The 24929-nt window shown below is 69.6% G+C and carries 22 protein-coding genes; 9 read left to right on the top strand and 13 right to left on the bottom strand.

Going from position 1 to position 24929, the window contains the following annotated elements:
* Nucleotides 1–13: 13 nt before the first annotated feature.
* From ACWCYY_RS10885 to ACWCYY_RS10865, 5 genes are read right to left on the bottom strand one after another with little or no spacing between them, the layout of a single operon-like run.
* Nucleotides 14–220, bottom strand: a complete 207-nt coding sequence (locus ACWCYY_RS10885; RefSeq protein ID WP_449795718.1) for a hypothetical protein — start codon at nucleotides 218–220, stop codon at nucleotides 14–16.
* A 34-nt stretch (nucleotides 221–254) separates the two neighbouring features.
* Nucleotides 255–629 (bottom strand): RRQRL motif-containing zinc-binding protein, encoded by a 375-nt coding sequence (locus tag ACWCYY_RS10880; protein ID WP_449795717.1) that lies wholly within the window; start codon nucleotides 627–629, stop codon nucleotides 255–257.
* Nucleotides 626–1594 (bottom strand): DUF2637 domain-containing protein, encoded by a 969-nt coding sequence (locus tag ACWCYY_RS10875; RefSeq protein ID WP_449795716.1) that lies wholly within the window; start codon nucleotides 1592–1594, stop codon nucleotides 626–628. The genes ACWCYY_RS10880 and ACWCYY_RS10875 overlap by 4 nt, the downstream gene beginning before the upstream one ends.
* Nucleotides 1595–1602: 8 nt before the next feature.
* Nucleotides 1603–1791, bottom strand: a complete 189-nt coding sequence (locus tag ACWCYY_RS10870; RefSeq protein WP_449795715.1) for a hypothetical protein — start codon at nucleotides 1789–1791, stop codon at nucleotides 1603–1605.
* Nucleotides 1788–2069 carry a hypothetical protein gene (locus tag ACWCYY_RS10865; RefSeq protein ID WP_449795714.1) on the bottom strand — a complete coding sequence of 94 codons (282 nt, stop codon included), beginning with the start codon at nucleotides 2067–2069 and terminating at the stop codon, nucleotides 1788–1790. The genes ACWCYY_RS10870 and ACWCYY_RS10865 overlap by 4 nt, the downstream gene beginning before the upstream one ends.
* A 725-nt stretch (nucleotides 2070–2794) precedes the next feature.
* Here ACWCYY_RS10865 and ACWCYY_RS10860 point away from each other — a divergent pair.
* The 3 genes from ACWCYY_RS10860 to ACWCYY_RS10850 all read left to right on the top strand — a co-directional run bounded on the left by ACWCYY_RS10860 (nucleotide 2795) and on the right by ACWCYY_RS10850 (nucleotide 5673).
* Nucleotides 2795–3589 carry a GntR family transcriptional regulator gene (locus tag ACWCYY_RS10860; protein WP_449795713.1) on the top strand — a complete coding sequence of 265 codons (795 nt, stop codon included), beginning with the start codon at nucleotides 2795–2797 and terminating at the stop codon, nucleotides 3587–3589.
* Nucleotides 3586–4239, top strand: coding sequence for a YdcF family protein (locus ACWCYY_RS10855; RefSeq protein ID WP_449795712.1), 654 nt, complete (start codon nucleotides 3586–3588; stop codon nucleotides 4237–4239). The genes ACWCYY_RS10860 and ACWCYY_RS10855 overlap by 4 nt, the downstream gene beginning before the upstream one ends.
* Before the next feature lie 576 nt (nucleotides 4240–4815).
* Nucleotides 4816–5673: a CBASS oligonucleotide cyclase gene (locus ACWCYY_RS10850; RefSeq protein WP_449795711.1), complete on the top strand. Its 858-nt coding sequence runs from the start codon at nucleotides 4816–4818 to the stop codon at nucleotides 5671–5673.
* Nucleotides 5674–5676: 3 nt separating this feature from the next.
* On the opposite strand, the gene ACWCYY_RS10845 is transcribed toward ACWCYY_RS10850, so the two are convergent.
* The 5 genes from ACWCYY_RS10845 to ACWCYY_RS10825 form a co-directional block, all read right to left on the bottom strand.
* Nucleotides 5677–6552, bottom strand: coding sequence for an S-4TM family putative pore-forming effector (locus ACWCYY_RS10845; protein ID WP_449795710.1), 876 nt, complete (start codon nucleotides 6550–6552; stop codon nucleotides 5677–5679).
* A gap of 997 nt (nucleotides 6553–7549) precedes the next feature.
* On the bottom strand, nucleotides 7550–8821 hold the full coding sequence (locus ACWCYY_RS10840; RefSeq protein WP_449795709.1) for a tyrosine-type recombinase/integrase: 1272 nt from the start codon (nucleotides 8819–8821) through the stop codon (nucleotides 7550–7552).
* Between the two features lie 423 nt (nucleotides 8822–9244).
* Nucleotides 9245–10168, bottom strand: a complete 924-nt coding sequence (locus ACWCYY_RS10835; protein ID WP_449795708.1) for an MOSC domain-containing protein — start codon at nucleotides 10166–10168, stop codon at nucleotides 9245–9247.
* Nucleotides 10169–10334: 166 nt separating this feature from the next.
* Nucleotides 10335–12749, bottom strand: coding sequence for a glycoside hydrolase family 2 protein (locus ACWCYY_RS10830; RefSeq protein ID WP_449795707.1), 2415 nt, complete (start codon nucleotides 12747–12749; stop codon nucleotides 10335–10337).
* Between the two features lie 236 nt (nucleotides 12750–12985).
* Nucleotides 12986–14287, bottom strand: a complete 1302-nt coding sequence (locus ACWCYY_RS10825; RefSeq protein ID WP_449795706.1) for an ABC transporter substrate-binding protein — start codon at nucleotides 14285–14287, stop codon at nucleotides 12986–12988.
* Between the two features lie 364 nt (nucleotides 14288–14651).
* On the opposite strand from ACWCYY_RS10825, the gene ACWCYY_RS10820 reads away from it, so the two are divergent.
* Nucleotides 14652–15692, top strand: a complete 1041-nt coding sequence (locus ACWCYY_RS10820) for a LacI family DNA-binding transcriptional regulator (protein ID WP_449795892.1) — start codon at nucleotides 14652–14654, stop codon at nucleotides 15690–15692.
* 28 nt (nucleotides 15693–15720) lie between these two features.
* Here the strand turns inward: ACWCYY_RS10820 and ACWCYY_RS10815 are convergent, their stop codons facing one another.
* From ACWCYY_RS10815 to ACWCYY_RS10805, 3 genes are all read right to left on the bottom strand, one after another.
* A complete protein-coding gene (locus ACWCYY_RS10815; protein ID WP_449795705.1) occupies nucleotides 15721–16749 on the bottom strand; it encodes a LacI family DNA-binding transcriptional regulator in 1029 nt (342 codons plus the stop codon).
* Nucleotides 16750–16855: 106 nt separating this feature from the next.
* Nucleotides 16856–17881 carry a LacI family DNA-binding transcriptional regulator gene (locus ACWCYY_RS10810; protein WP_449795704.1) on the bottom strand — a complete coding sequence of 342 codons (1026 nt, stop codon included), beginning with the start codon at nucleotides 17879–17881 and terminating at the stop codon, nucleotides 16856–16858.
* Between the two features lie 3 nt (nucleotides 17882–17884).
* Nucleotides 17885–18877: an ROK family protein gene (locus tag ACWCYY_RS10805; protein WP_449795891.1), complete on the bottom strand. Its 993-nt coding sequence runs from the start codon at nucleotides 18875–18877 to the stop codon at nucleotides 17885–17887.
* A 349-nt stretch (nucleotides 18878–19226) separates the two neighbouring features.
* On the opposite strand from ACWCYY_RS10805, the gene ACWCYY_RS10800 reads away from it, so the two are divergent.
* From ACWCYY_RS10800 to manA, 5 genes are all read left to right on the top strand, one after another.
* The gene (locus ACWCYY_RS10800) at nucleotides 19227–20534 is read left to right on the top strand and encodes an extracellular solute-binding protein (protein ID WP_345290282.1); all 1308 of its coding nucleotides are present in this window, start codon (nucleotides 19227–19229) and stop codon (nucleotides 20532–20534) included.
* A gap of 101 nt (nucleotides 20535–20635) precedes the next feature.
* Complete coding sequence (locus ACWCYY_RS10795) at nucleotides 20636–21601, top strand: carbohydrate ABC transporter permease (RefSeq protein WP_449795703.1); 966 nt, start codon at nucleotides 20636–20638, stop codon at nucleotides 21599–21601.
* Nucleotides 21598–22479 carry a carbohydrate ABC transporter permease gene (locus tag ACWCYY_RS10790; protein ID WP_449795702.1) on the top strand — a complete coding sequence of 294 codons (882 nt, stop codon included), beginning with the start codon at nucleotides 21598–21600 and terminating at the stop codon, nucleotides 22477–22479. The genes ACWCYY_RS10795 and ACWCYY_RS10790 overlap by 4 nt, the downstream gene beginning before the upstream one ends.
* 97 nt (nucleotides 22480–22576) lie before the next feature.
* On the top strand, nucleotides 22577–23605 hold the full coding sequence (locus ACWCYY_RS10785) for a LacI family DNA-binding transcriptional regulator (protein WP_449795701.1): 1029 nt from the start codon (nucleotides 22577–22579) through the stop codon (nucleotides 23603–23605).
* Nucleotides 23606–23699: 94 nt separating this feature from the next.
* Nucleotides 23700–24893, top strand: coding sequence for a mannose-6-phosphate isomerase, class I (gene manA / locus ACWCYY_RS10780; RefSeq protein ID WP_449795700.1), 1194 nt, complete (start codon nucleotides 23700–23702; stop codon nucleotides 24891–24893).
* Nucleotides 24894–24929 lie beyond the last annotated feature (36 nt).

Genomic DNA, 24929 nt, shown 5'->3' with positions numbered 1-24929 from the left:
GTTCCGGTACTGGTCAGAGGGTGTTGGGCGCCAGGCTGAGGAACATGACGGAGGCGCCGTCCGGGGCGCCGGTCTGCTGGCGGACGGCGTCCAGGACGCTGATCACGGCCTGCTGACGGGTGGCGCCGGGCGGGGCGGTGAGCACTCCATCCCGGGTGACCGTGGCAAAGCCCCGGTCGATGGGCCACTGGAGCGTGATCAGGTAGTGCAGGGACTTCACAGCAAACTCCTTCAAGATCAGGGGTGTTGGACATTCAGACCGCGATGTCGGCGGGGTCCGCGCAGGGCACGCAGGTGCCCAGGTGGCGGGGCAGCACGTACCCGGCATCGGCGCCGCAGGCGGGGCAGGTGCGCCGGGCCCGGTTCGCGGCCGCCAGCGCCGTACGTCGGCCCGGGGTCATCTCCCGGACAGGCGCCGCGAGTTCGGGCCGGTAAAGGTGAGCCTCGGCGGTGCCACCGAACCGGGACCGCCACCTCACGACCGCCGCGACCGGCTGGCCCCCGGGGCGAAGGCCGCGGGCGCGGAGCTGGCGGCGGGTGCACAGGCCATCCGGCGCGCACTTCCACCGGTGGACCGGCAGGAGGCCGGCCCCGGACTCGGCGTCCGGGGCGGACTGTCGGCGGGTCACCGCAGGGTCGCGCCGGCGCCGAGCGCCAGCAGGGCGGGCGAGGCGCCGTCGGTGACACGGGCTTCCTTGTAGCGGGCGGCAATCCACCCGGCCGACCAGCCGGTCAGCTCCATCGCCCGGCGCTGCGGGAGCTGCACGGCGACGGCGGCCCGGACGATCTCCCGAGCCCGCTCCTCCGGCAGCTGCTCAACCGCCGGAGCGGCGTTCAGCAGCTCCTCCCGGACCCGCTCCAGCATCACGTGCTCACGGTGCTCACGCTCGCTCACCTCGCGCTCACGACGCTCACGCTCGGCCCGCTCGGCCGCCTCCCGCCGGTCCCGCTCCGCCCGCTGGGCGGCCTCCCGGCACTCCTGCTCCTCACGTTCGGCGCGGGCCATCTGGTGCTCGTGCTCACGCTGTTCACGGACCAGCCGGGCCTCATGCTCGCGGCGCTCACGCTCACGCCTCTCGGCCGCGTCGAACTGCTCCAGCCGCTCGGCCCGCTCGCGCTGGCGCTTCTGCTCGGCGCGCTGTTCGCGCTCCGCCCGCTCAGCGCGCTCAGCCTCCGCTCGCGCTACCAGCGCGGCACCGATCGCCCGCCGGTAGGCGAGCGCGCTCTCCGCGGTGACGATCAGCAGCAGCGGCGCCACCGAGTGAACCGCGACCCCGACCGCGTCCCGCTTGAGGGCCGAGTCACCGATGTTGAGCAGCAACGTCATGGTGCCGGTCAGCCAGCGCAGCACCACCGGCCACCGCCCGCCGTCCCCGCCCAGGCGGGCCAGGACCGCGTCCATCCGGGTCACGATCACCACCGCCGCGTCCACCACCAGCGGCAGGATCGGCGCGGTCCACGACCACCCGTCGGGGGTGTGGGCGCGCATCAGCGGGGTCACCGTGAGCACGCTGTACAGGACCGCCCCGAACGTGATCGTCCACGTCCCGGCGGTCAGCGCCCGCTCGGCCGAGCGGACCTGATCCGCCGTCACCGGAACCCTCACGACGACCACCCGACCTTGCGGCGCGGGTCGTTGGTGAGCGCCGGGTGAGCGGCCGTGAGCGCGGTGAGCGCCGACCAGTCCCGCTCCCTCAACACGGCCACCTTCTCCAGCCACCGGCCGGTTCCGGCGTCGTTGCGACCGGCCCGGCGCAGCCCCTCGTCGGCCTGAACCTGAGCGGCGCTCACGCCGCCTCCCCGAACTCCGCAGCCGAGCGCCGACGGACGACACCGCGGCGCATCAGCGGCACCGGGGCCGAGCGCAGCAGCCGCTCCGCGTAGGCGGCCAGCTCGAAGTCCTCGCGCCGCAGGTCCTCCAACACCGCCAGCGCCACGTCCAGCCGCAGCTTCCGCTCCATCTCGGACTCGCCCGGCACGCCGGTGAACAGCTCCTCGTCCACGCCGAGCGCCAGCTCCGCGAACTCCTGGTCACCGAGGGCGCGTTGACCTGCGATGATGTTCCTCATGGGTCTACCTCTTCTGCTAGTGGGGTGACCCAAGAGACCGCCGCGCGCCCGGCCAAGGAAGGCGCGGCGGTCTCGCTCTGTCTGGGCCTGACAGCTCGTGACGAGCAGTCATGGGCCCGGCCCGCCACCGCCGAAGCGGAAGCGGAAGCGGACCGGGGACCAAAAGTGCTCGTAGCGAAGGGACTTCGCCGACCGCGTACGTCACGCCGACCGGACCCGAGTCCCTGAATCGGTGCGCCATCGTCACTGCTCTGGCGCCAACAGGCGGCTCACACCCACTCCCGGGGCGTGCTGCGTGGCTCGCTGCCGCTGCGACATCACCCGGTCACCACGGGGGCGGTCTGTCTCATCCCGCCACGTGCATCGAGACCCCGCTGTCCTTCCCCACACTCCCGAAGGAGCGGCACGCCACTGCGTAAGGGGAGGGCTGCGTTCGTCACGGCGGTTCGCCCCCGGCATCTCGGCCTAGGCGCCTACCGCGACCGCCACCCTCGCGTCGGTCTCGCACGATCACTCTTCAGTTCTCAAGCAACGAGCGCTGCCTTCAGCCAGCCGTGAAGCCGACCTCCAGGCGCGTTTGCGCAGATCAGAGCAGCCCAAAGAAGGGCCTTTCGGACTCACAGTCCTAGGACTGCTTGCCGCTGAGGAAGACGATGCATCACCCGGACCGAAGCTGTCAACAGTCCTAGGACTGTGCTTCACTTGTCCTGCGGAAAGGAGCCGACATGGCGGCCAAATGGAGAGAGCTGGCGGACGAGCTGGCCGAGCAGATCCGGAACGGTGACTACAAGCCCGGGCAGAAGCTGCCGGAGATCCGGGACCAGGTCGCGGCGGGCAAGGGCTCGAAGGCGACCGTCAGCCAGGCGTACAAGGCGCTGGGTGCCGAGGGCCTCGTCACCTCGATCCGAGGGCACGGCACCATCGTGCGCCCTCAGGCCCCGCTCAAGCGGATCGGGATCGAGCGGTACGACAAGGCCAAGTGGCTCCACGGTGAAGAGGTAGCCTTCATCGCCGACCGGGTCGCTTCCGGGCGGGCCTACCAGCGGAACGAGCAGACCCAGACCGTCGAGCGCATAGCCGCACCGGCTCTTGTCGCCGCGGCGCACGGCCTGCCGGCCGACTCCCCGGTGTACGCGCGGGCACGGCTCGTCAAGGAAGGCGAACAGCCCACGCACACCCTGACCAGCTACTACAGGCCCGAGCACGTTGAGGGGACAATCTTGGTGGACCCGACTCCCGGACCGGCCGGCCGTGGCGGCGGCTTCCGGGTGCTCTACGACGCCGGCTTCGAGATCGACCACATGCGGGAGGAGCTGTTCGCCCGGGCGGCCACCCCCGAGGAGGTGAAGCTCCTCCAACTCCCCTCCGGCGAGCCGGTCGTGGAGCTGCACCGGACGACGTACACCGCCGACGGCACCGTGGTCGAGTTCGCCGTCGGTGTGCACGCCGCATCGCGGTTCGCCTGGCGGTACGACTTCGAGGTGCCCGACTCCAGCCAGGCGGAGAAGGTGGGCAAGTGACGTCGCAACAGGACCTCGCAGACGCTCAGATCATCTGGGACTACCACCAGATGCACCACGAGCCGCGCCCGTGCTCCGTGGCCGTGGGTCTCGGCAGCCATGACCTCGGCGTCGCCGACGCCACCGCCGACCTGTACCACCGGGGCCTCGTACCGCTCATTCTCTTCACCGGGGCGACGAGCCCCACGACTCAGGCGGTCATGCCGCGCGGCGAAGCCGTCCACTACCGGGAGCGGGCCCTCGAACTCGGGGTGCCCGGCTCCGCCGTCTTGGTCGAGCCGCAGGCCCGCAACACCGGCGACAACATCCGGTTCTCGCGGGAGCTGCTGGAACAAGCCGGCGTCGAAGTCTCATCCGTGCTGCTGGTCAGCAAGCCGTACGAGGAGCGGCGAGCCTACGCGACCACCCGGAAGCTCTGGCCCGAGGTGGACGTCGTCAGCACGTCTACCACGCAGACCTTCGACCAGTACCTCACCTCCATCGGAGACGACCGGAAGGTCATCGACATGCTCGTCGGCGCCCTCCAACGCCTCCTCGTCTACCCAAAGCAGGGGTTCACGATCAGCCAGCAGGTACCCGCCGAGGTCCTCGGGGCCTACCACCGACTGGTGTCCAGCGGATACACCAGCCGCCTCATTCAGGCAGACTGACGGTCACTCCGGAATCTCCGGCTCTTCGCTCCAACGAGGGTGGACTCGATCGAGTCCACCCTCGTTCTGCGATGCACGCCGTTCGGCAGCCGAGCTCCTGGGGCGCGGAAAGATCCTCTCCACAGCTTCAAGGGCGCGCAAGCGCGCCGCGCGCGGCCCCAGCCGCTCGCCGCCGCTCCTGTCTTCGCCCCGCTTCGGCGGCGGCCGGCCGCGCCAGGCGACGGACGATCCGAGGTGGGCCAAGCCCGCCGTGCCTGAGGGCGGGCGGCTCCGCGGTTTTACCCACCTGTCGAGCCCGGGGCCCGCACCGAGCAAGACCGGGGGGCCACTCGGCCAGATTGCGGGCAGGCGAGGAGCCTGCCCGATTCGCGGGTCAGCTTACGGCCCCCCGATCCTGCTCGGACCCACCCCCGACAGGACCCCGGCCAAAACCGCTCCACCACCCTGACTGCACAAGTTGCGCAGACTCACGGCCGAGAGCTTCGTCTGCCTAATTTAGGGCAACTTCTACACTTACAACGCCCGAAGTCGCTAGTGTGAGGCGATCGAGCCAAGCGCAACCGCTGGGAGGCTTCAATGGCGCGCAGTGCGGCAGCAATTTTTGCGGACTTTCGATCACGGCTTGAGCTAACAGAAATTCAGGGCAGTATCGTTTCCGCTCGACACAATAGAGTCCGCCAAGAAGTTTCCTCTAGGATCGATGTTCTGAGTGACTTCTTGACAGGGTCCTACGCTCGGCACACGCTAATCCGTCCACTCAAGCAGGCAGACGTCGACATCTTCACCGTACTCGACCCGAAATATTATGATCGCGGCGCGAATGCAGTTCTTGACCTGATGCGAAATACGCTCCTCAAGGCCTACACAACCCCAAAAGTCAGCAGGAACGGCCAGGCCATTACCATTACATTCGACGACTTCATCATTGATGTCGTTCCAGCCTTCCATAGAAACGGAGGCGGATTTCTAATCCCCTCCGGAGGGATCGGAAAATTCATCGCAACCGATCCGCGTATTCATGAGTCTCACAGCTCTCAGCAGAACTCAGCTCATGGCGGCAGCCTGGTGCCAGTCATCAAAATGATCAAGGCATGGAACAGGAACATCGACCGCCACTTCAGATCATTCCATCTAGAGGTTCTCGCATGGGAGATCTTCAGAGGCGTTAAAATGAACAACGACTGGACGGCCATTAGATTCTTCTTCGACAAGGCATTCTCAACCATCCGATATCAAGTTCCCGACCCTGCCGGATACGGTACTGATGTCGCTTATTATCTCAACAGCGAGAGGCACTACGTCGAGGCAGAGTCGCGCCTCAAGACAGCTCTCGGGCGAGCAATGCGCGCGGAGCAGTACGCTGCCTCTGGCGACATGTTCCGGGCCATAGAACAGTGGCGCCTCCTGTTCGGTAGCTACTTTCCGGCCGCTTGACACCTAGCCGCCAGACACTATCTCGCCAGCAGCCGAGTCCATCGCCGCTTGATCACCAGGGCGAAAGCGCCTATAGAACCAGTCTGGAACTGACCCAGCCTGGGAACGCGTGGCAAGGATGCCGTCCTGGATCGATCGGCAACTGCGCTCTAGCGATTTGGTGCGGCTGCTCGTTATCGCGGAGCTCATCCATTCGAGCTCTGCGGTCAGTCTCGCGCGCAGCTCACTACGGCCAAGGATAATTTGTTGCTGTGAGTGAATGAGCTCGAATCCGAGAAGGATGAGGCCCGCTGAAGGCGCATACCAGCGCGCCGCAAGCTGAGAAGTGGTCATATCCATGGCCATCCCAACAATGAACCCGAAAATCATCCACGCGGCAACAAAAACCCTAATCGCAACGGCCCAACGCTCTCGCAGCCTGATATCCCACGCCGCATTCGATCTTTGGCAGATCAAGATATCAAAGGGGCGCTTTGCTGACGCTACATCCGGATACCAGTCTCGAAGCCTTTGATCATTACCCTTGTATCGAGAGGCTAGCTCGTGAACCCGCTCTGGCGGCAGGATTCCAGGATTGGCAGACGGCTTAATCTGATACACGTAGCAATCAAACTTTTCTTGAATCTCGGCAGCTTCCGCCGCCTTGGTTCGAAGCAGTGGCGCAATCAAAAGAGCGGAAATCGCAGCCCACACTGCGCCAGCAATTGATATCGCCGGGACAGTGATTTTCGCAAACGATACCCCAATTCCAGCGAGAGCAAGCAGAGAAGAGGCAAGGTATCTTGCCCCTTCAAGCATTTTGATCCTCCTGTAAGCAACAGAGCTAGCCTTAAGAAGGTCGATGCTTTTGGTCTCATTTTGGCGCACGTTAATCGCCATGGTCACCTCTGTCCAGACGAGCTGCTTCCGTCGAATCGTAGAGGTGCTCAAGGTACTGCGACTAGGCAATCTCGGATGATGACAGATGTGATCTTGAATCTTCTCGGTCATCGACCCCGCTGGCAAGCGCTCATTGGGCGCTAGGTCGGGGCGCAGGGGCTGGCAACCCGGCGTTCCCTGGCAGAGGCGGTCGGGGCTGGCGCCCCTGAAGCTCGAGCTTATTGACGTCGCCCCGCCATCAAGTCAGCTGCCCGCACAGGACTGAGCGTCTATCTGCGCTACAACGGCCCTTTACTTCGGCGGACAACCACGGACGCTCGGGGACTGTGTGCGCAGGTCAGCGGCAGCTTGACCCCACGCCAGGCAGACACCCACGTTGATTCGGGACGAAGAGGCCGACTGGTTGAGCCAGGCTTGTTTGCCATGATCCGGACCAGCGGCGGACCACGGCAGGCGGGCCACCGACTGACCGCACGTCAGCGGTAGTCCGCTCGGCGGACTGTAGATCTGCCGGCTCGCCCCAGTCCAGGGCGGCAGCGCACGATGCAACAGACCCCAACGGCGGGACCAGCGCGGGACCACGCGCTGTGCGCGGCTACGAGCAACACCAGCTCACCCGAACGTCGTGGCGTGCGTCAAGATGGCTCTGACCTGTGGAAACGTCGTCACCCTGGGGGTCAAGGGGTCGCAGGTTCAAATCCTGTCGTCCCGACCAGCGTTTACGCAGGTCGGAAGCCGTCTTCACAGCAATGTGGAGGCGGCTTTGTCGTGTTGGTGGTCGTCAGGTGGTCGTTCCCCTGGCGGGGCCGTCTCGTGCAGTCCCGAGGGTGAGCTGATGGATCGTCAGTTGGCTTGTGCTCCGCCTCAGTCCGAACGGACCTGGGCATGTCTGATCGGCCCCGCTCGGCCCATCGCTGGAGCTTCCCTCCCCCTCCGTCGCTGATTGTCACCGCCCTCGTGTGCGGTACTGCTGCGGTCCTCGGTCACTGATGGGTGTTCACGCGGCTCGTCCAAAGCGGGTCTGATGCTGCGTCGGTTGGCCGCCCGCTGTTCCCCTGGTCCTCCGTCGGCGGTTGCGGCGTCGTTCTTCGCGTTTGAGGGCGCCTGCGATGGCGTCGACGGCTTGGTGGGCGGCCTTGCGGGTGAGGTGGGCGTAGATGTTGGCGGTGGTGGAGTAGGTGGAGTGCCGGGCGGTCTTGGAGACGATGGTCATCTCGACGCCTTCGTCGAGGGCGGTGGTGACGGCGAAGTGGCGCAGGTCGTGGACGGTGCAGTCGGGCAGGCCCGCGGCGCGGGCGATCTGGTGGAAGTGGTTGAGGACGTACTCGGGGTGCAGGGGGCTGCCGTCGTCGTGGTGGAAGACGAAGCCGTCGAGGGTGGCGCGGTCGGCTTCCTTGCGCAGGCGGAGCAGGAGCTGTCGGGCGCGGGGTGAGAGGGCGACCCACTGGCGACTGGCCGCCGTCTTGGGGGTGGTCATGCAGAGCTGGTTGTTGTCGATGGCGGACAGGGTCCAGCGGACGTAGATGAGGGCGGGGTGGAGGAGGACGTCGTGCCAGTGGAGGGCGAGGGCTTCGCCCTTGCGCAGTCCGGAGCAGACGATCAGCTCGATCAGGTCCGCGAACTTCGGGTCCACGACGCGGCAGTACTGGAGGAAGGTGACCACCTGGGCGACGGTCCAGATCGTGCGCTCCTCCGAGTGGGGGCGGGGGATGATCGTGGGCCTGGCGACGTTGGCGGGCAGGCGGTGGGTGCGCTTGGCCTCGCCGAGTGCGGAGGAGAGGGTGGCGAGGATGTGCCAGACGGTGGACCGGCCCCGGCCGGCGGCGAGTTGGGCGCGGACGTAGGCGAGCAGGTGCTCGTAGGCGAGGTCGTCCAGGCGCAGGTTCCCGAAGGCGGGGATCAGGTCCTTGGTCACGTAGTCGCGGTAGCGCACCCAGGTGGTGGGCTTGAGCTGCAGCTTCTTTCCGGCCAGCCAGGTGGTCAGGTACTCGGCCACCGTCTGGTTCGGGTCGACGCTGACGCCGAGCTTGCGGCCGGACTGGTAGCGGCGAAGCGCATCCCGGGCATCGCCCTCGGTGGGGAAGCCGCCGCGGCGCACGGTGCGGTTGTGACCGCCGTGGACGGCTGGTGGGAGGTCGAGGGCGAACGTCCAGGTTCCGTGGGAGGGTTCGGTGGTGAGGCGGGGGCAGTGGGTGCCGAGCTGGTGGCGCTGCTGGTCGCGGCAGCCGCAGCGGCGGTAGACACGTCCCACCGCGAGGTGGGCACGCATGACGATCACCTACAGGCAGCGGTCCGGTGAGCGGCAATCCCCATCCTGCTCCGCCCGCTCATGACGGTCCAGGGGCACGACCACAACCCGACCACCACTCCCCCGAAACCGCCGCTGGCCTGCGGCGATCCCTTGACTTGCGCCCAAGTGCGAGCACTGGGCTTGGTACAAACACCTGCGGTGGCCTGCAGCAGACGGCCAGGGCTGACGGCCTGATCGGCCGAGGCGCCCGCACGGCAGATACGGAGAGTGACCTAGGGCGGCCGATGCTCCGTCGGGCTGCGGTCGGGCCCCGCAGTCCGATGGACGTGTGGGCAGGACCTCTTGGGGTCTGGGATGGGATCACCACGGGCGCCGCGGGCAGTCGCCCGAGGCTTTGGTTCGCTGTCCGGGGAGCTGATCGGTTGTGGGCCGAACATGACCTCAGCGGGTCGTGGTGTCCCGGTCCGCGTGCTCGGTCTGTCCTGTTGGGCCGTGTGCTCGTGGTCGTGTCGCCAGGACTGTGATCTCGTCGCCGAGCCGCACGGTGCCCAGGCGGTCGCCGCGCAGGCCCTCGGGCCGTTCCGGGACCATGCTCAGTCCGAAAGCGAGCGTGCTGCCGTACCGGTGGTGGCGCGCGAGCGCGCGGAGTGGGCGGGCCCCTCGGCGTTCTCCGGTCTCCTGGTCGAGGGTGATCACCACGCACCGTCCGCACAGTTCGGCGGTGCGGAGGACTACGTCGCCCACCTTGATCCGGTGCCAGGTGTCCTCCTCCCACGGTTCGGTGCCGGTGACGACGAGGTTGGGGCGGAAGCGGCTCATCGGCAGCGGCCCGGCCTGCGGCTCTGACGTCGGGTGGTCCTGGGCGAGATGGTGGTTGAGGGCGGCCAGTGATGCGGTGGTCGTCAGGTGCACCGGGTAGCCGTCGACCATGCTGGTGCTGGCGTCAGGTGATCCTTCATCGAGATGGATCATCCGGCTGGTGGCGGGGGCGGCCAGGTGCAGCAGGCGGACATCGCCGAGGCGCTCGCGGAACCACGCTTGGACCTCCGTGGTGGTCTCCACCGTGGGGAAGCCGGTCCCGAAGAGGATGCCCTGCGCTGCCGGGCCCGCGTGGACGTCCGGTGGCGGAACTCGGATGTGCGCGCCTGCGGGGTCGATGACGGTCAGTGAGCCGTCGGGGTGCGGCTCGGTGCGGTACCGGGCGAGGGCGGGGTCGCGGTGCTGGGTCACCGCCCGGCCGGTCGGGTCGGCGAGCATCCAGCGGCGGTCTCCGGCGAGGCCCCACGGTTGGACCTCGACGGTGTCCGGGCTGTGGCGGTAGGTCGATTTGACGGGGTAGATGTGAAGGGCGGTCAGCTGGGGCATGTCTCCGTCCTGCGGGTCGGTTGTCGGGGTGTGGGGAACCGAGCCGGGTACGGCGGGGCGGTTCGCTGCCGCCGGGCGGTGGGCACCCGGCGGCAGCGAACCGTCTTCGGTCCGGCGGCGGTCCGCTCGATCACGCCGCTACCGGCGGTGTGCTAGGCGGAGCCAGTCACGCGGGCTGGACGCAGTACAGGGCGGTGCGGGCGGTGTCGGCGTCGGTACCGGGTGCGCCGGTGATCCGGATCCGGGCCTGCTCCCCGGCGAGCAGCGTCAGCAGGCCCTGGTCGGCGACCGCGTCGGGTGCCAGCCGGTCCGCTTGCAGGAGCAGGTCACGGACGAGGGTGTGGGCGGTGACGACGACGTCGAGGGCGCTGTCGTCACCGTCGACCGGCTCGACGGTGACGTCGAACTCGGGCTGCCCGTAGTCGAATTCCTTGTCGGTCACCGGGAAGTGCACCGCGCGCAGGCCGTCGGCGTCGGCGGCCAGGAACTCCTTGGTCGAGCCGGCCGCCGGGGTCAGCGCACCCGGTACGGGCAGGCGCAGCACCGAGCGGGCTTCGACGGTCACCGGGATGTCGGTGGTCGTGGTGGTGGTGCCGTCGGCGGAGACCCGGCGCAGGGTGACGACGGTGTTCCAGGGCTGGGCCGCTTGGTTGGCGAGGGCGAGGGTGGGGGTGGCCTCGTCGTCGGCGTTCGGCTGGAGGGTGACGAGCCGGTCGGCGAAGACGCGGCGCAGTTCGTACCAGAGGGGCTTGAGGCGGCCGTCGCCGTCGATGGCGGCCCAGGAGGAGACGGGCCAGCAGTCGTTGAGCTGCCAGACGACGGTGCCCGCGCAGCGGGGCCAGTGGGAGCGCCAGTGTTCGATGCCGGCGGAGACGGCTCGGGCCTGGACGACCTGGGTGAGGTAGTGCCAGCGGTCGAAGTCGGCGGGGAGGTCGAAGTGGCGGGCGACGCCGCCGTCGAGCTTGCCGTTGCCGTCCTCGGCCTTCTGGTGGTGGAGCATGCCGGGCGAGTCGGCTGCGAGCTCCTCGGTGGGCAGGGCGCGGCGCAGGGTGGCGTGGGCGGGCGGGGCCTGCCAGCCGAACTCGGCGACGAAGCGGGGGACGGTGGCGCGGTACTCGGCGTAGTCCTGACGGTTCCACACCTCCCAGGAGTGGTGGGTGCCGTGGTCGACGTCGTTGGGGTGGTGGTCCCAGCTGCCGGACCAGGGGCTGCCGGCCGTGTAGGGGCGGGTGGGGTCGAGTTCGGCGACGATGCGGGGCAGGATGCCGAGGTAGTAGCCCTCGCCCCAGGAGTCGGTGGCGAGGTCCTCCTCCCAGCCCCAGTCGCGGAAGCCCCAGAGGTTCTCGTTGTTGCCGTTCCACAGCACGAGGGAGGGGTGGGGCATGAGGCGGGCGACGTTCTCGCGGGCCTCGGCCTCGATCTCGCCGCGCAGGGGCTGCTCCTCGGGGTAGGCGGCGCAGGCGAAGAGGAAGTCCTGCCAGACCATCAGGCCGAGTTCGTCGCAGGTGTCGTAGAAGGCTTCGTTCTCGTAGATGCCGCCGCCCCAGATCCGCACGAGGTCGATGTTGGCCTCGGCGGCGCGGGTGAGGCGTGCCTTGTAGCGTTCGGGGGTGACCCGGGTGACCAGGGTGTCGTCGGGGATCCAGTTGACGCCGCGGACGAAGAGGCGGACGCCGTTGACGACCAGGGTGAAGCCACTGCCGTGTTCGTCGGTGGAGGTGTCGAGTTCGACGGTGCGGAAGCCGATGCGGCGCTGCCAGGTGTCGAGCGGGCCCTGTGCGTCGGCGAGCGTGACGTCGAGGTCATGGAGGGCCTGGTCGCCGTAGCCGCGCGGCCACCAGAGGGTGGCGTCGGGGACCTCCAGGACGAAGACGGCGGTGTCCTGGCCGGCCGGAACGGTGACAGTGGCGGTGTGCTCGCCGATGGTGGCGGTGGCCGTGAGCTCGCGGTCGGCGCCGGTGGCGGTGCGTTCGAGGTCGAGGTGGAGTTCGACGGTGCCGGTGGTGCCGGTGACGGTGGTGTGGGGGCGGACGCGGGCCAGGCGGGCGGTGCTCCACCGCTCGATCCTGACGGGCCGCCAGATGCCAGCGGTGGGCAGGGTCGGGCCCCAGTCCCAGCCGAAGCTGCTGGCCATCTTGCGGATGTACTGGAAGGGCTCGGGGTAGACGTTGGGGCGGTCTCCGACCAGGGCGCGCACGCGCTCGGCCTCGCGGTAGGCGCTGGTGAAGTGGACCGCCAGCTCGCCGGTCAGGCCGGTGGCGTCGAAGCGGTAACTGCGGTGCATGTTGCGGGTGTTGCCGAGTTCGGTTCCGCCGTAGGTGATGGTGGCGGCGGTGTCGAGGCCGTCGAAGACCAGGTCGGTGCGCTCGTGCGGGGTGCCGTGGGCGGGCAGGTCCAGGGTGTAGGTCCAGTCCTGGCGGCCGACCCAGGCGACCTTGGTCTCGTTGGTCTCCAGGAACGGGTCCGGGATGAGGCCGGCGGCGAGCAGGTCGGTGTGGACGCAGCCGGGCACGACGGCGGGCAGCTGGTTCCCCGCGTGGTGCAGGGTCCAGCCCTGGTCGAGCTGGGTGACGTCCTTCATCGTGCGGCTCCATTCGCTGCGGGGTGGTTCCGGGGCTGGCGGGAGCAACCGTAGCCCGCCGCACCACTCTTGTCTATAAACCGGTTAGGCCAAGCTTGCGAGCTCAACTAAACGCGAACACCCCTTGTGAGAGCATGCCCTGACCCCGGATTGACCCATCGAGCATCCGATAGCTGGCCGGTCGCGAGGGTCATATCTTTACCGGTTCATGAAGGGCCGGGCGCGGGAGGCGGGAGTCAGCGCCCGAGCCTTCGCTGGGACTGGGCCCAGCGCTTGTTGAGGTCGGCGAAGTAGCCTGCCTGGTCCCCTGGGGCCGCGCCGCGGGCGATGTCGACCAGCTTGCGGCGGTAGTCGGGCGAGCTCAGTCCGATCCGGGCGTCCTTGTCGATCTCGCTCACCAGGGCCGCCTTGTCCTGGGTCTGCGTCATGATGCGCACCCCGCGTTCGTCGAAGGCCTTGAGGGCCGGCGGCAGCGGGGTGCCCTTGACCGTGGAGATGGCCTGCTCCGCCTGGGCGCTGCCCGACTTGGTCAGATACCAGTCGATCCAGGCCCGCGCGGCGGCCTTGTTCTTGGAGCGCGCGCTCACCGCGTACTTGTAGTCGGGCTGGACGACGGTGCAGAAGTGGGACTTGGACAGAGCCGGGAACGGCATGTAGGCGATGTCGTCGGGGTTGTGGCCGGCGGCCTTGGCGGCCTTCTGCATCTGCGGGATCGCCCAGGAGCCGAGGAACATCGCACCGATCTTCCCGGTGCCCATCAGGGTCTTGGAGTTCTCCCAGTCGGTGGCGGTGGGATCGGGCTCGGTCAACTTCTCGCGGGCGGCGCTGTAGAGCAGGCCGTCGATGGCGTGGAGGTCCCTGCCCGGGCTCCAGGGGTCCGGGGTGGCAGCGAGGGCGTCCCGGGCGGAGTTGTTGCATCCCGGGCCGCCGATGTGGTCGGACCATTGCCGCAGCGGCCATCCGTCGTGGTAATTGGTGTAGTAGGGGATGGCCTGGGTCTTCGCTTTGATGGCCTTGAGGGCGTCGATGAACTGCTCGGGGGTCTGCGGCCACTCGGTGACGCCGGCCTGCTCCCAGACGACCTTGTTGTAGACGAAGCCGGTGGCAATGCCGATGTTCGCCAGGCCGTACACCTGGTGTGCCACCGTGGCGTACTCGGTGAAGTCGAAGGTCTGCGCGAGCTCGTCCGCGGAGCCGAGGGACGCGAAGTGGGCCGGATACTGACTGAGGGTCATGCTGTTGGGGATCAGCAGCACGTCGCCGTAGTCGCCACTGTCCAACCGGACGCCGATCCCGCCCTCGTAGTCGGTGAGGGCCTCGAACCGCACCCTGACGTCCGGGTACGCCTTCCGGAACCGGTCCGCGTACTTCTTGAGCGTCCCGTCCGAGAGTTGGTCGACGCGGTTGGTCAGGACCTTGATCTCGCCGGAGACGCGGGTGTCGCCGCCGTCGGGGGGCGAGGCGCCGTCGCCGTCGCTACCGCAGGCCGTCAGCAGCATCGCCGTCGCGACGGCGACGGCCACCCATCCTGTGCGCATTCGCTCGTCCTTCGCGCTGGTCGTCGGGGGAATCGGTGCGGGCCCGGAGCAGCGGGCGGGAGTGCGCGGCGCGCGACGCCAAGGGCCCCAGGCCGGCAACTGGCGGGCCGGGCGGTGCGCGGATCGGGTGCCGGAGGTCCCGGAGGCAGGGCCGCACCGGGGCAGTCGCCTCGAACGTGCTCCGCGAACCGCTGGATTAACCGATTAACGCCGGGAACGCTATGACCGCCCTCTCATCACTGTCAATAGCCAGTTAACCGGTTCCGATCCATGTCCGGGGTTGGCTACTGCGGACGGCCGGGCCCGTAGTAGCTTGGGGGCGCAAGGTCTGCCTCATCGGTTCAGAAGGGTCCTCGTGGATCAGGTGTCCCCGCAGCAGAGTCCGGCCGCGCGGCGGCCCACAATCGCCGACATCGCCAAGATCGTCGGCGTGTCGAAGGTCTCCGTCTCCAATGCGCTCAACGGCCAGTCGGGCGTCTCGGAGGCGACACGGGCCCGGATCGCGGAGGTCGCGGAGGAGATCGGGTTCGTGCGCAACAGTGCCGCCCGGGCGCTGAGCGGCGCGAAGTCCTCCGCGGTGGGCCTGGCGCTGGCGCGGCCGGCCCGGATGCTGGGGACCGAGCCGTTCTTCATGGAGCTCATCGGCGGGATCGAGAACGTCCTGTCCGAGGCGTCCTACTCGCTGGCGCTGCAGGTGGTCGCCGACCACGAGCGGGGGCTGGAGGCTTACCGGCGGTGGTGGGGCGAGCGGCAGATCGACGGCGCGATCCTGGTCGACCTGCGGGAGGACGACGCCCGCGTGCCGGTCCTGGAGGAGATCGGCCTGCCGACGGTCGTGATCGGTCACCCGTCCGGCTCCGGCGGCCTGACCCCGGTGTGGTCGGACGATTCCGCGGCGGTCCGCGAGACGCTGGAGTACCTGGCGGCGCTGGGTCACCGGCGGGTCGGCCGGGTGGCCGGGCTCACGGGCCTGGTGCACACCTCGCTGCGCGACGCGGCCTTCACGACCGTGTGCGGGGAGCTCGGGCTGGAGGCCGTTCCGGTCGTCCACACCGACTACACCGGCCTGGAGGGCGCACGGGCGACACGGCGCCTGCTGCTCTCCCCCGACCGGCCCACCGCGATCCTCTACGACAACGACATGACGGCGGTGGCCGGTCTGTCGGTCGCCCAGGAGATGGGGCTCCAGGTGCCCGGGGACCTGTCGATCGTCGCCTGGGACGACTCCCCGCTGGTCCAGGTGGTCCGGCCTCCGCTCACCGCGCTGACCCGGGACATCCACGCCTACGGCGCGCACGCCGCCCGGACTCTGCTGGCGCTGATCGCGGGCGGGAAGGGCGAGGGTTACGAGGACGCCGCTCCGCAGCTGACGCCCCGCGGGAGCACTGCGGCACCGCGGGCCTGAGCGGTCCGGCCCCTGGGGCGGGCCGGGCTCACGGCCTGCGCGGCGGTGGGCCGGTGGTCCCGCGCGGGACCAGCTCGGGGGTGCCGGAGACGCGGGACTCGGCCCGTCCGGTGTCCAGGAGTTCGAGCAGGCACCGGGCGACCTCCGAGCCGAAGGCGAACGGGTCGTGGCTGAGGGCGGACAGGTTCGGCCGGGTGATCCGGCACAGGTCCGAGTCGTCCCAGGCGACGAGTGACAGGTCCTCGGGGACCCGCAGGCCCAGCTCGGCGGCCACCGCCAGGCCGGCCACGGCCATGATGTCGTTGTCGTAGACGATCGCGGTGGGCCGGTCGGCGGCGGTGAGCAACTCCCGGGTGGCCCGGGCGCCCTGATGTGCCGACAGGTCGGTGACCACGGTGCGGTGGTCCTCCAGGGACAGTTCGACGGCGATGTCCTCGAAAGCCCGCGAGCGGACCAGCGCGCTGCCGAGCTTGGCGGGGCCCGCGATGTGGGCGATCCGCCGGTGCCCGAGAACGGCGAGGTAGCGCACCGCCTCCGTGACGGCCGCCGCCTCGTCGCTCCAGACCGCCGGGAAGGGGCCGCTGTGGTCGGGGTGGGTGACGGCGACGACTGGCATGCCCAAGTGGTGGGTTGACTCGATCCGGGGGTCGTCCGCGGTCACCCCGGTCAGCACCGCCCCGTTGACCTGGCCGGACTGCCACCACTGCCGGTAGAGGGCGATCTCCATCTCCCGGCTGGTGGTCAGGTGCAGCAGCAGGGAGCAGGGCCGTTCTGACAGGACGTGCTCGATGCCGCCGATGAGGGCCATGTGGAGCGCGTCGAGTCCCTCGTCCACTGCTTCGCGGCTGATCGCCATCCCGATGGTGTGCACCTGCGGACCACGGGCCAGTGAACGAGCGGCGAGGTTGGGGGACCAGCCGAGCTCCCGGGCGGCCTCGGTGATGCGGCGGCGGGTCTCCTGCGAGACGCCGGGCCGGTCGTTGAGGGCGAGCGAGACGGCACCGGCGGAGACCCCGGCGCGAGCGGCGACGTCTCGGATCGTCACCCGGTGCGGCATGCTGTTCCCCTCTGACGGCTGGCGGGCCTTCGGCACGCTTCCACGTGCACCCGGGTCCCATCCTGTCAGGTCGCACAGCAGCGGCAGGCCGCCCGTCCGCCTCGGGTCAGCCCTCGGGCGGCGGGGCCGTCTCCGCCGATCCCCGCACGATCAGGCGGGTGGGGATCAGGACGCGGCGGCTCGGGCCGGTGTCGCCGCGAAGCCGGTCGAACAGCACACCGGCGGCGCTCCTGCCGAGGGCCGCGGGGTCCTGGGCGACAACGGTCAGAGCAGGGGTGAGCAGCGCGGCGAGTTCGAGGTCGTCGAACCCCAGCAGGGCCGGCATCGCTTCGTGACGGGCGAGGACGGCGAGGGCCGCCGTGGTGATCCGGTTGTTGGCGGTCAGCAGCGCGGTGACGGGCTCGGGGCCCTCCAGCAGGCGGGCGAGGGATCGCGCGACCTGGGCGGGGGTGGTCGGGCCGGTGGCGATCCAGCGTTCGTTTACCGGCAGGTTCGCCTCGGCCATCGCCCGGCGGTATCCGCGCAGCCGCTCCGCGCAGGTGTGGATGCCGGGCAGGTCGCCGACGAACCCGATGCGGCGGTGTCCGTGGCGGATCAGGTGGGTGACGCCGTGGCGGGCGCCGCCCGCGTTGTCGCTGAGGACGGCGTCGGCGTCGATGGCCGCGGCGGGCCGGTCCAGGAACACCACCGGCGTGCCCGAGGCGATCTCCGGCACCAGGTAGGAGTGGTCGGTGCCGGCGGGCACGATGAGCAGGCCGTCGACCCGGCGCGCGCAGAAGGCCGTGGCCAACTCGCGCTCGCGCTCCCCGTCCTCCGCGCTGGATCCGGTGAACAGCAGGCAGCCCTGCTCGATGGCCACCTCCTCGACCGCGCGGGCCAGGTGTGAGGAGAACGGGTCGCCGATGTCCTCCAGGAGCAGCGCGATGCTCGCGGTGCGGCCGGTGCGCAGCAGGCGGGCGCTGTCGTTGCGGCGGAATCCCAGCTCGGCGATCGCTGCTCGGACCCGCTCGGCCGTCGCGGGGGTGACGCCGCTCTCGTGGTTGACGACCCGGGAGACGGTCTTGAGGCCGACGCCCGCTCGCGCGGCGACGTCGTTCATGGTCGGCCTGACGCCGTGTCTGCTGGTGCTCATCGGTCAGCGGTGGGCGGGGAGTGCGGGGCGGGCGAGGGCGGCGGCGCCGACCAGGCCCGCGTCGGTGCCCAGGTGCGCGGGCACCAGGCGCAGTCCGCGGGTGAAGGAGAGGGTGGCGTAGGAGGCGAGGTGGCGGGCGAGCGGGTCGAAGAGGACGGGGCCGGCCTTGGCGACGCCGCCGCCGATGACCGCGGCGTCGAGTTCGACGAGGGTGGCGGTGGCGGCGATGCCGACTGCCAGGGCCCGGGCGGCGCGGTCGTAGGCGGTCAGGGCGAGCGGGTCGCCGGCCTGGGCCGCGAGGGCGACGGCGCCCGCGGTGGCGTCGCCGTCCGGGCCGGGGCGCCAGCCGAGTTCGGCGGCGGTGCGGGCGATGGCGGTGCCGGAGGCGAGTCCTTCGAGGCAGCCGCGGGAGCCGCAGGGGCAGGGGCGGCCGCCGTAGTCGATGCTGATGTGGCCGAGGTGTCCGGCGTTGCCGGTGGTGCCGGTGTGGAGGCGGCCGTCGAGGACGAGGCCGGCGCCGACGCCGGTGGAGACCACCAGGCACAGGGCGTTGCGGAAGGGCCGGGCGGCGCCGCGCCAGTGTTCGGCGGCGGTCATGGCCACGGCGTCGCCGCCGAGGACGACCGGCAGGTCGCGGACGGCGGGGTGCTCGGCTGCCTCGGAGCGCAGCGGGTAGCCGCGCCAGCCGGGGAGGTTGACCGGACTGACGGTTCCGGCGGCGATGTCGACGGGGCCGGCGCTGCCGATGCCGAGCGCCCGTACGTGCTGCCAGCCGGGGAGGCGGGCGAGGTCGTCGAGGACGTGGTCGACGGCGGCCATCAGCTCGTGCCGGTCGCCGTCGGCGGGGGTGGACACCTGGAGCTGGTGCAGCAGGGTGCCGTCCGTGTCGACCAGGCCGCCCGCGATCTTGGTGCCGCCGATGTCGAGCGCCGCGATCAACGGTCCTGCGGGGATGCCCCCCGGCGCTGATCCGACCGTGGTCGCGGCACCGGCCATGTCGTAACTCATCGTGATTACTCCGGGTGTCGGGCTGAGGGGCTCCGCAGTGATGGACCGGGTGCCGCCGGGGCGTTTCCGGTGATTCTGACCCTCTCTGACAACGTTGTCCAGCCATCCTCGATCGCAGTCGGATAACAGGGCCGATCCACTGTTGAGTTAGGCAAAGTTTTAGTAAAGACAGCCTTGATCGGTAACAAAACTGGTGGATATCAAAGTTGACCGCTCTATGGACATGGCAGCAAAGTGACGTCTACGTTAAGCGTCCAGCAGCCAGGGAGGCCGGTCAGGTCCGCTGGATGTCGCTTCCCCCGTGTTCAGAAGACGATCAGCGCGAAGGATGGGCGAGATGCGAAGAGGATGGGTGGCCGTTGTGGCCGCGACGATGGTGGCGCTCACGGCGTGTAGCAGCAATGGCGGGAGCGGCGCCACCTCGGTCCCGACGGTCAACTCCGACCCGGCCAAGGTGTCCGGCTCCATCACGGTCCTGACGAACCGTACGGACCAGCTGGGCGACGGCACCTTGGACAAGTACGCCGCCGAGTTCACCAAGCTCTACCCGAACGTCAAGGTGAAGTTCGAGGGGATGAAGGACTACGAGGGCGAAGTCAAGATCCGCATGAACACCGAGAACTACGGTGACGTGCTGCCGATCCCCTCGGACCTGTCGATCGCTCAGTTCCCCAACTTCTTCTCGCCGTTGGGCGATGCCGCCGAGCTGTCCAAGCAGTACCAGTGGACCGACTACTCGACGGTCAGCAGCAAGGTCTACGGCATAGCCAACTACGGCACCGTGACCGGCTTCGTCTACAACAAGAAGGTCTGGGCGGAGGCCGGCGTCACCGACTGGCCGAAGACCCCCGAGGAGTTCGTCACCGCACTGAAGGCCATCAAGGCCAAGGGCGCCGCCACCCCGTACTACACCAACTACCACGACGGCTGGCCGCTGCGGCAGTGGACAGACGCGGTCAGCTCCCCCAGCTGCGACCCCAAGGCCAAGGACGCGATGGCCACCACGCCGCTGCCCTGGACCAGCGGCAACGACATCTTCACCATCGACGGCCTGCTGTACTCGGTGGTCAACGAGAAGCTCTCCGAGACCGACCCGACCACCACCAACTGGGACAACTCCAAGGTCCTGCTGGCCACCGGCAAGGTCGGCTCGATGTACCTCGGCTCCTGGTCCATCTCGCAGGTGCGCGACGCCGCCACCAAGGCCGGCGCCAACCCGGACGACATCGGCTACATGCCGTTCCCGTCCACCACCGGCAAGCCCTGCACCGTCCTGCAGCCGGACTACAAGTACGCGATCAACAAGCACTCCAAGAACCAGGAGGCGGCCCGCGCCTGGATCGACTGGTTCATCAACAAGTCCGGCGCCGCGCAGAACGAGCAGGGCATCTCCTCCGTCAAGGGCACCGAACTGCCCAGCGCCCTCAAGCCCTTCACCGAGAAGGGCGTGCAGATGATCGGCCAGAACCAGGAACAGCTGGCCAAGGTCAAGAAGATCGACAAGGGCGCGGAGATCAACCTCGACGCCCCCGACTACCGGCAGAAGCTGGTCGACATCGCGCGCGGCGCCGCCCCCGGCGACCAGAAGAGCTACTTCGCCGAGCTCAACAAGAAGTGGTCCGAGTCGCTGAAGACGGTCGGCTGACCCACCCGGGGACCGAGCGGCACGGCCCCGCGCCCACCCGCCCTGACATCAGGGCCGGGCCGTGCCGCTCACCGGACGCCAGGACCAACGAAGGAACGAAGATGACTGCACTGCAGAGGGACCGGGGCACCGCACAGCCCCCCGCGCGGACCGCCTCCGCCGCCCCTGTCGGCCGAGGCCGCGCCACCCGGCGCAAGGGTGTCCGCCGGCACTGGTGGTTCACACCGTGGCTCTACCTGCTGGTACCGCTCGGGCTGCTGACCGCCTTCACCTACCTGCCGATCGCCGACATGCTCGGCTACAGCTTCACCGACTGGGACGGCATCAGCCCCGAGAAGAGCAACGTCGGGCTCGAGAACTACACCGACCTGTTCACCCGCCCCGAGCTGTTCAAGGTGTTCCTCGTCAGCGGCGTTTACCTGATCGCCGCAGTGCTGCAGATCTGCCTGGCGCTCTACTTCGCCACGGTGCTGAGCTTCAACACGAAGTTCCGCAACCTCTTCAAGGGCATCCTCTTCTTCCCCTACCTGATCAACGGCGTGGCGATCGGGTTCGTCTTCCTCTACTTCTTCCGCCCCCAGGGCACCCTGGACTCCCTGTTGGCACTCCTGGGCATCCACGGCGACCACCTCTGGATGGGCGACCCGGACCTGGTCAACAAGTCCCTGGCCGGCGTGTCGGTCTGGCGCTACACCGGCCTGAACCTGGTGCTCTTCCTCGGCGCCATCCAGTCCATCCCGCCGCACCTCTACGAGGCCGCCGCCCTCGACGGCGCGAGCCGCTGGCAGCAGTTCCGCCACATCATCGCGCCCAGCATCAAGCCCGTCATCAGCCTCAGCGCGATCCTCGCCGTCTCCGGCTCGCTGGCCGTCTTCGAGATCCCCTACATCATGACCGGCGGCGCCAACGGCTCGCAGACCTTCGTCATCCAGAGCATCAACATGGCCTTCAAGTTCGACAAGTTCGGCCTCGCCTCGGCCAGCGCCGTCGTCCTGCTCGTCCTGATCCTGCTCGTCACCTGGATCCAGCGCCGCCTGGTGCCGGAGGAGAGGGTGGAACTCTCGTGACCACCAATCCCGTCACCCCCGCCCGGCAGCCGCGCGCCGCCCGCAGGATCCACACCCGGTCCGCCGTCGCCGGCGGCGCCAAGTACCTCTCCCTGCTCCTGGCCTCCGCCGTCGTCCTGATCCCGCTGCTGGTGATCTTCTTCACCGCGCTGAAGACCCGTCAGGAAGCCCTCGGCACCGGGCCGCTGGACCTGCCCGGCAACTGGCTCAACTTCGAGAACTTCCGCATCGCCTTCACCCAGGGCAAGATGCTGCCCGCCTTCCTCAACACCACCTTCATCCTGCTGGTCTCGGTCACCGGCACGGTCGTCATCGGCTCGATGACCGCCTACGCCATCGACCGCTTCGACTTCCGGCTCAAGAAGCTCGTGATGGCGCTCTTCCTGCTCGCCAGCCTGGTCCCCAGCGTCACCACCCAGGTCGCGACCTTCCAGATCATCGACAACCTCGGCGCGTTCAACACCCGCTGGGCGCCGATCCTGCTCTACCTCGGCACCGACATAATCTCGATCTACATCTTCCTGCAGTTCATCCGCTCGATCCCGGTCTCCCTCGACGAGGCCGCCCGCCTCGACGGCGCCAACAGCTTCACCATCTACCGGCGCATCATCCTGCCGATGCTCAAGCCCGCCATCGCCACCGTGGTCATCGTCAAGGGCGTCACCGTCTACAACGACTTCTTCATCCCCTTCCTCTACATGCCCTCCAGCGACCTCGGCACCATCTCCACCTCGCTGTTCCGCTTCCAGGGCCCGTTCGGCGTCAACTGGGAGATCATCTCGGCCGGCACCATCCTGGTCATCCTGCCGACCCTGATCGTCTTCCTCGCCCTGCAGCGCCTGATCTACGCCGGCTTCGCCGCCGGCTCCACCAAGTGAGCCGGCTCCCAGGGCAGACGACCCGGAGGCACCGCACCTGCGCCGCGGTGCCTCCGCCCAGGCAGGGCGCCCCCACCACGGCAAGGCGACCGAGGCCATGAGCGGACGCGTCACCATCCGCGACGTCGCCGCCCGCGCGGGAGTCTCCCCCGGCGCCGTCTCGCTCGCCCTCAACGACCGGCCCGGAGTCTCCGCCCCCACCCGGCACCGCATCCGGGCCGCCGCCGCCGAACTCGGCTGGGTACCCAACCAGGCCGCCCGCAGCCTGGCCGCCCTCCACCCGGACGGCGGGACCGTCGGCCTGGTCATCGCCCGCCCCGCCCACCAACTCGGCCTGGAACCTTTCTACATGGAGTTCATCTCCGGCATCGAGACCGTGCTGGAGGAGCGCTCGGCGACCCTGCTGCTGCGCCTGGTGCGCGACCGCGAGCAGGAGATCGCCGTGCACCGCACCTGGTGGCGCACCCGCCGGGTGTCCGGCGCCGTCCTGGTCGACCTCACCGAGGACGACCCCCGCATCCCGGCCGTGGCCGCGCTCGGCATGCCCGCCGTCGCCGCCGGACACCCGGCCCTGGCCGGCCCGGCGGTGGCCACCGTGTGGACCGACGACTCCGCCGCCGTCGAGGACGCCGTCCGCTACCTGGCGATGCTCGGCCACCGCCGCATCGCCCGGGTCGGCGGCGACCCGGCCCTCGGCCACACCGCGATCCGCGCCCGGGCGCTGGAGGCCGTCGCCGCTCAGCTCGGCCTGGAGCCGCCGCGCAGCCTGACCACGGACTTCTCCGGCCGGGCCGGCGCCCGGGCCACCCGGATGCTGCTGTCCTCCGCCGAGCGCCCCACCGCGATCGTGTACGACAACGACATCATGGCCGTCGCCGGCATCGCCGTCGCCGCCGAGCTCGGCCTCCAGGTCCCCGCCGACCTGTCCCTGATCGCCTGGGACGACTCCCAGCTCTGCCGGCTCACCCACCCCCCGCTGTCCGCGATGAGCCACGACGTCCACGGCTACGGCGCCCAGGTCACCCGCACCCTGTTCGACGTCATCGAGCACCGGCGCCCGCCGACCGCGCCTGCCCCGACACCCGTCCTGGTACCCCGCGGCAGCAGCGGACCGCCGTCCCGCTGACCGCCTCCCACAGACTCCCGGCCCGTCCCCGGCTCCTCTTGAGGGTGAGGAAGCCCGGGGACGGGCCGGGGCCCACGCACACCGGAGCACCGACATGACCGCCGACCTGCTCACCACCACCATCCGCCCCTACGCCTGGGGCTCCACCACCGCCCTCGCCGAGCTGACGGGCCGTCGGCCCACCGGCGAACCCGAGGCCGAGCTGTGGATGGGCGCCCACCCCGGCGCACCCGCCCTGATCGACCGCGGCCGGGGCAGCGAGACACTCGACGCCGTCATCGCCAGGGCCCCGCGGCACGAGCTCGGCGAGCGGGTGGCCGAGCGCTTCGGAGCCCGCCTGCCCTTCCTGCTGAAGCTGCTGGCCGCCGACCACGCCCTCTCCGTCCAGGTCCACCCGACGACCGCCCAGGCCGAGGCCGGGTACGCGGCCGAGGAGGCCGCCGGCATCCCGCTCGACGCCCCGCACCGGATCTACCGCGACCGTCACCACAAGCCCGAACTGATCTGTGCGCTCGGCGAGTTCGAGGCACTCTGCGGCTTCCGCGACCCCCAGGCCACCGCCGCGCTCTGGGAGCGCCTGGCGCTGCCGGTGCTGGCCCCCTGGATCCGGCAGCTGCGCACCGCTCCCGCCGACCAGGCGCTGCGCGCGGTGCTGACCGCCGCTCTCGCGGACGACCGGGCCAGGGGCGAGCGCGCCGCCGCCGAACTCCCCTCCGTCCTGACCGCCCTGGCCTCGGGCGACGACGCGGACGCGGCCACCTGGGCCGCCTACCGGGACGCCGCCCGCGACTACCACGGCGACCCCGGGATCCTCGCCGCGATGCTGCTCAACCACGTCCGCCTCGGCCCCGGCCAGGCCCTCTACCTGGACGCCGGCGTCCCGCACGCCTACCTGCGCGGCCTCGGCGTCGAGATCATGGCCGGCTCCGACAACGTGCTGCGCTGCGGCCTCACCCCCAAGCACGTCGACACCGCCGCACTGGCTGCGGTGGTCGGCTTCCGCCCCACCACCCCGCAGCACGTCCCCGCCGTTCCCACCGGCCCCGGAGAGCTCGAATTCCTCACACCTGCCGAAGAGTTCAGCCTCTCCCGGATCGAACTCGGCGAACCCCTCGACATCGCCGACGACGGCCCGCAGATCCTGCTCTGCGTGCGCGGCGCCGCCCGGATCGACGGCGGCACGGCACTCGCCGCCGGGCAGTCCGCCTACCTCCCGGCCGCCGACGGACCCGTCCGGCTGGACGGTGACGCCACCCTGTTCCGCGCGAAGGTCCCACAGCCCCGCTGACCGAAGCCCACCCGTCACGCCCCCAGGAACCACCCC

It is taken from the genome of Kitasatospora sp. NPDC001664, assembly GCF_053596675.1.
Note: the sequence above shows the minus strand (reverse complement) of the source record. Positions and strands in the feature narration are given on the sequence as shown.

Coding starts and splice junctions, on each gene's coding strand:
- ACWCYY_RS10865 (WP_449795714.1), bottom strand. CDS start 2,069: ATGAGGAACATCATCGCAGGTCAACGCGCCCTCGGTGACCAGGAGTTC.
- ACWCYY_RS10860 (WP_449795713.1), top strand. CDS start 2,795: ATGGCGGCCAAATGGAGAGAGCTGGCGGACGAGCTGGCCGAGCAGATC.
- ACWCYY_RS10850 (WP_449795711.1), top strand. CDS start 4,816: ATGGCGCGCAGTGCGGCAGCAATTTTTGCGGACTTTCGATCACGGCTT.
- ACWCYY_RS10845 (WP_449795710.1), bottom strand. CDS start 6,552: ATGGCGATTAACGTGCGCCAAAATGAGACCAAAAGCATCGACCTTCTT.
- ACWCYY_RS10840 (WP_449795709.1), bottom strand. CDS start 8,821: ATGCGTGCCCACCTCGCGGTGGGACGTGTCTACCGCCGCTGCGGCTGC.
- ACWCYY_RS10835 (WP_449795708.1), bottom strand. CDS start 10,168: ATGCCCCAGCTGACCGCCCTTCACATCTACCCCGTCAAATCGACCTAC.
- ACWCYY_RS10830 (WP_449795707.1), bottom strand. CDS start 12,749: ATGAAGGACGTCACCCAGCTCGACCAGGGCTGGACCCTGCACCACGCG.
- ACWCYY_RS10825 (WP_449795706.1), bottom strand. CDS start 14,287: ATGCGCACAGGATGGGTGGCCGTCGCCGTCGCGACGGCGATGCTGCTG.
- ACWCYY_RS10815 (WP_449795705.1), bottom strand. CDS start 16,749: ATGCCGCACCGGGTGACGATCCGAGACGTCGCCGCTCGCGCCGGGGTC.
- ACWCYY_RS10810 (WP_449795704.1), bottom strand. CDS start 17,881: ATGAGCACCAGCAGACACGGCGTCAGGCCGACCATGAACGACGTCGCC.
- ACWCYY_RS10805 (WP_449795891.1), bottom strand. CDS start 18,877: ATGGCCGGTGCCGCGACCACGGTCGGATCAGCGCCGGGGGGCATCCCC.
- ACWCYY_RS10800 (WP_345290282.1), top strand. CDS start 19,227: ATGCGAAGAGGATGGGTGGCCGTTGTGGCCGCGACGATGGTGGCGCTC.
- ACWCYY_RS10795 (WP_449795703.1), top strand. CDS start 20,636: ATGACTGCACTGCAGAGGGACCGGGGCACCGCACAGCCCCCCGCGCGG.
- ACWCYY_RS10785 (WP_449795701.1), top strand. CDS start 22,577: ATGAGCGGACGCGTCACCATCCGCGACGTCGCCGCCCGCGCGGGAGTC.
- manA (WP_449795700.1), top strand. CDS start 23,700: ATGACCGCCGACCTGCTCACCACCACCATCCGCCCCTACGCCTGGGGC.